Here is a 4,048-nt window from a genome sequence, read left to right as displayed (position 1 = left end):
GCTTCGCCCTTTGGTGGGGTCCAGGGGCAACGCCCCTGGCGGGGTCCGGGGCAGCGCCCCGATGCCCCCAAGCCCGCCGCCTCACGCCCGGCGCGGCGTGTACAGCCACGCCCCTCCCCCGTCCCGCCCGATCCGCCGCGTCGCCGCCGAGCCCACCAGCACCAGCGTCCGCATGTCCACCCGCGCCGGGTCCGCCGCGTCCAGCCGCGCCAGCTCGATGCGCTCGTCCGGCCGGGTGACGGCGGTGGCGAAGGCGACCGGCGTCTCCCCCGGCAGCACCTCGCGCAGCAGCGCGAAGGCCGCGCCGAGCTGCCAGGGCCGCGCGCGCGAGGCCGGGTTGTAGAGCGCGATCACGAAGCCCGCCCCGGCCGCCGCGCGCAGGCGCCGCTCCACGACATCCCAGGGCTTGAGGTTGTCGGAGAGCGAGATGGCACAGAAATCGTGCCCGAGCGGCGCGCCCAGGCGCGCGGCGGCGGCGAACATGGCGGAGATGCCGGGCAGCACCGCGACGTCGAGGGCACGCCACGCCGCCGGCCCCTGCTCGATCGCCTCGAACACCGCGCTGGCCATGGCGAACACGCCGGGATCGCCGCCAGAGACCACGGCGACACGCGCCCCCGCCTCGGCCAGCGCCAAGGCGTGGCGGGCGCGGTCCAGCTCCACGCGGTTGTCGGAGGCGTGGCGGCGCTGGCCGGGGCGTTCCGGCACGCGGTCGAGATAGGGGGCGTAGCCGACGAGGTCGGAGGCGGCTTCCAGCGCGGCGGCGGCCTCGGGGGTGAGCAGCGCCGAGGCGCCGGGGCCGAGGCCGAGGACGGTGAGGCGGCCGGTCATGCGCGCTTCTCCCGAAAGGCGCGTGCCTTCATGTTGTCCATGTCGTAGCCCGCCCGCTCATGCGCGCCCCGGACGGAATGACTGTTCCCTGCCGACAGGACAGGCCGGACTCCGCCCGACCGTGCACAGGGCCGCCCATCCTCATCGCGGCCGCTGCCGGCCGGGCACCAGCACCAGCGCGAAATAGGGCGCGGGCGCGTCCGGCAGCTCGTCGAGCGGCACCACGCGCTCGCCCGCCATCGTGCCGCGCTCCACGTAGACGGCGCGGCCGGCGAGGCCGGCATCGGCCAGGGCCGCGCGTATCTTGGGCAGGTTGCGGCCGACCTTCATGATGACGGCGGCGTCGCAGCCGCGCAGCCGCTCGGCCAGGGCGTCGCGGTCCAGCGTGCCGGGCAGCACGGCGAGCACGTCGTCGCCATGCGTCATCGGCAGCAGGGCGCGGCTCCAGCAGCCGCTCATGCCGCTGACGCCGGGCACCACCTCGGCCGGGAAGCGCTCGCGCAGCCGGTCGAACAGGTACATGGCGGAGCCGTAGAGGAACGGGTCCCCCTCGCAGAGCAGCGCCACGTCGAGCCCGGCCGAGAGGCGCGCGGCCAGGGTCTCCGCGCATTCCTCGTAGAAGCGGGCGATGCCGGGCAGGTAGCGCGGGTCGTCCACGGGGATTTCCGTGGTGTAGGGGTATTCGAGGCTCAGCGTCTCGGCGCCCGGCGCGGGCAGGTCGCCGGCGATGCGGCGGGCATGGCCGATCCGGCCGCGCTTGCTGAAGCAGGCGACGACCGGGGCGGCGCGGATGATCCGCGCGGCCTTCAGGGTGAGCAGTTCCGGGTCGCCAGGCCCCATGCCGACGATATGCAGGGTGCCGGGGCGCGGCGTGCCCAAGGGGGACTTACCCAGCGGGAGCGTACCCAGAGGGGGGCTGGCGGGAGACGGGCCGGGCGGCGGGCCGCCGGCGGGCGGGCGGGGCGGCGTCATTCCCGCTCGCTGGCCAGCGCGTTGACGGCGGCGACGGCCATGGCGCTGCCGCCCTGGCGGCCGGGCAGGATCATCCAGGGCAGCCGGTCCTGCGCCGCCAGCGCCGCCTTCGATTCCGCCGCGCCGACGAAGCCGACCGGCAGGCCGATCACGGCGGCGGGCGGCGGCGCGCCGGCCTCGACCAGCTCCAGCAGCCGGAACAGCGCGGTGGGCGCGTTGCCGATCGCCACCAGCGCGCCGCCGAGCCGGTCGCCCCAGAGTTCCAGCGCCGCCGCCGAGCGGGTGTTGCCGAGGCGGCGGGCCAGTTCCGGCACCTCGGGCGCGTCCAGCGTGCAGACCACCTCGTTCGCGGCCGGCAGGCGGGCGCGGGTGATGCCGTGCGCGACCATCTTCGAATCGCAGAGGATCGATGCCCCGGCCAGCAGCGCGGCGCGGGCCGCCCCGGCGAATCCCGGCGAGAAGCGCAGGCGCGGCGCCACCTCGACCATGCCGCAGGCATGCACGACGCGGACGGCGATGCGCGCCTCGGCGGGCGAGAGGCCGGCGAGATCGGCCTCGGCCCGGATGGTGGCGAAGGAGCGTTCGTAGATCGCCGCGCCGTCGCGGATGTAGTCGTGGGTCATCCCGTTCCCCAAGGGGCCGGCACCGGCCGGTCTCCATCGCCTCGCCGGTGCGGCCGCCGCGCGTGGTGGCGCGCGGCGGCCGCACCGTCCGGCCTTCGCGAGCATCCTTACCCGATCCGGCGATGCCGCCCGAGAGCCGATCGGGCGACGCCGCCCGGGTCGGGAACGTGACCGCCCTTTGCTCGGCGCGGCGGCGCCCCTGCCCCGCGCCCACAGCGAACCGCAGTCCCAACCGGACTGCGGTTCGCTGTCGCTCGTTGTTCTCGGCGCGGATTCACGCCGCCGGGTGTGTCCGCCCGACGGCGATCCGCTCTAGGAAGCGGCATCCGCCAGCCCGGCCAGCGCCGCCTCCGGGCCCAGCCCGGCGCGCAGCGGCGCGTCGCCGGCACGGCCGGCCCGCACCAGGTCGTAGGCCCCCTCGCGGCCGACCAGCACCCAGGGTGCCGGGGCCGGATGCGCGCAGCCTTTGGCGCAACCGGAGAGGTGCAGCAAGCCCGCGCGGGCGCGGAAGCCGGCGGCGAGCAGCCGCGCCGCGTCGGCGCGGGTGGCGACGGTGGCGCTGGCGCAGGCCGGGGCGCCGGGACAGGCGACGATGCCGAGGCGCGGATCGGCGGGATCGGCGATCAGGCCGGCCGCCGTGGCGGCGCACAGCAGCGCCGGCGCGTCGTCGGCGGCGACGCCGGGCAGCAGCAGCACGCGCCAGGGGGTAAGTCGCAGCGTGCCGTCCGCGTACCGGTCGGCAAGGTCGGCGAGCGCGGCGAGGTTCTCCGCGGCGAGCTGGCCGTAGGCGGGCGCGACGCCGCAGGCCACGCGGCCGGCGCCGAGGGGGAGGATGCCGACCGGCGCCTCCGACGCGGCCCAGGCCGGCGGCACCGGGCGGGCGGGCGGCGGGGACGTGTCCCGGTGCCGGGTCGCGGGCGCTTCCGGCGGCGGGCCGGCGGCGCGGGACGTGGCCGGCGGCGCGGCATCCGGCCAGGCGGCGAGCAGGGCGGCGGCGTCGAGGTCGCGCATCCGGCGCGGCGGCGTGTCGGCGGCGCGGGCGAGCGCCAGGAAGGCGCGCAGCAGGCGGCCGGCCAGGACGGGTGCCTCGGCGGGCGCGCAGGGGATGGCGCGGCCGGCGCCGTCCGGGTGCAGCCAGGCCGTGCTGCCGTCGGTGCGGATGGCGAGGTCGGCGCGCAGGCCGGCGAGCGGCAGGGCGCCGCCGCCATCCAGCAGCAGGCCGAACTTGGCCGGCAGCGCGGCAAGGTCCGGCGCGGCCAGCACCGCCTCCAGCGCCGCGACCAGGGCGGGCAGGCCGGGGGCGAGGGCGGGGTCGTGGCCGAGCAGCGGCGGCGCCAGCAGGTTGCGGCGGCGCTCGATGCCCGGGTCCGGGTCGGCGAGGCCGGCGGCGAGCATCGCCTCGGCGAAGCGGGCGGCGCCGGCTTCGGTCAGGCCACGGATCTGGAGGTTGGCGCGGGTGGTGAGGTCGATCCAGCCATTGCCGTGGGCAGCGGCCGCAGCGGCGAGGCGACGGGCGGCGGCGGCGGGGAGGATGGCGGCGCGGGGCTTGACGCGGGAGAGCAGGCCGTCGCCGGAGGGCATGGGTTCGTGCAGGCTGGGACACCAGCCGCGGCGGGGGGGGT

4 protein-coding genes are annotated in these 4,048 nt (G+C 77.8%); all 4 read right to left on the bottom strand.

The window, feature by feature from the left end; translation table 11 throughout:
- Positions 1-81 precede the first annotated feature (81 nt).
- The gene (cobJ, locus tag M0638_RS12545; protein ID WP_248667338.1) at positions 82-831 is read right to left on the bottom strand and encodes a precorrin-3B C(17)-methyltransferase; all 750 of its coding nucleotides are present in this window, start codon (positions 829-831) and stop codon (positions 82-84) included.
- A gap of 141 nt (positions 832-972) precedes the next feature.
- Complete coding sequence (locus tag M0638_RS12540; RefSeq protein ID WP_282571983.1) at positions 973-1,710, bottom strand: precorrin-2 C(20)-methyltransferase; 738 nt, start codon at positions 1,708-1,710, stop codon at positions 973-975.
- An 89-nt stretch (positions 1,711-1,799) separates the two neighbouring features.
- On the bottom strand, positions 1,800-2,426 hold the full coding sequence (locus tag M0638_RS12535; protein ID WP_248667336.1) for a precorrin-8X methylmutase: 627 nt from the start codon (positions 2,424-2,426) through the stop codon (positions 1,800-1,802).
- A gap of 312 nt (positions 2,427-2,738) precedes the next feature.
- Positions 2,739-4,048: precorrin-3B synthase (cobG, locus tag M0638_RS12530; protein WP_248667335.1), on the bottom strand; the 1,310-nt coding region annotated here is incomplete at its 5' end.

The organism is Roseomonas acroporae (genome assembly GCF_023223525.1).
Lineage (GTDB): Bacteria > Pseudomonadota > Alphaproteobacteria > Acetobacterales > Acetobacteraceae > Roseomonas_E > Roseomonas_E acroporae.
Note: the sequence above shows the minus strand (reverse complement) of the source record. Positions and strands in the feature narration are given on the sequence as shown.

Coding starts and splice junctions, on each gene's coding strand:
- cobJ (WP_248667338.1), bottom strand. CDS start 831: ATGACCGGCCGCCTCACCGTCCTCGGCCTCGGCCCCGGCGCCTCGGCG.
- M0638_RS12535 (WP_248667336.1), bottom strand. CDS start 2,426: ATGACCCACGACTACATCCGCGACGGCGCGGCGATCTACGAACGCTCC.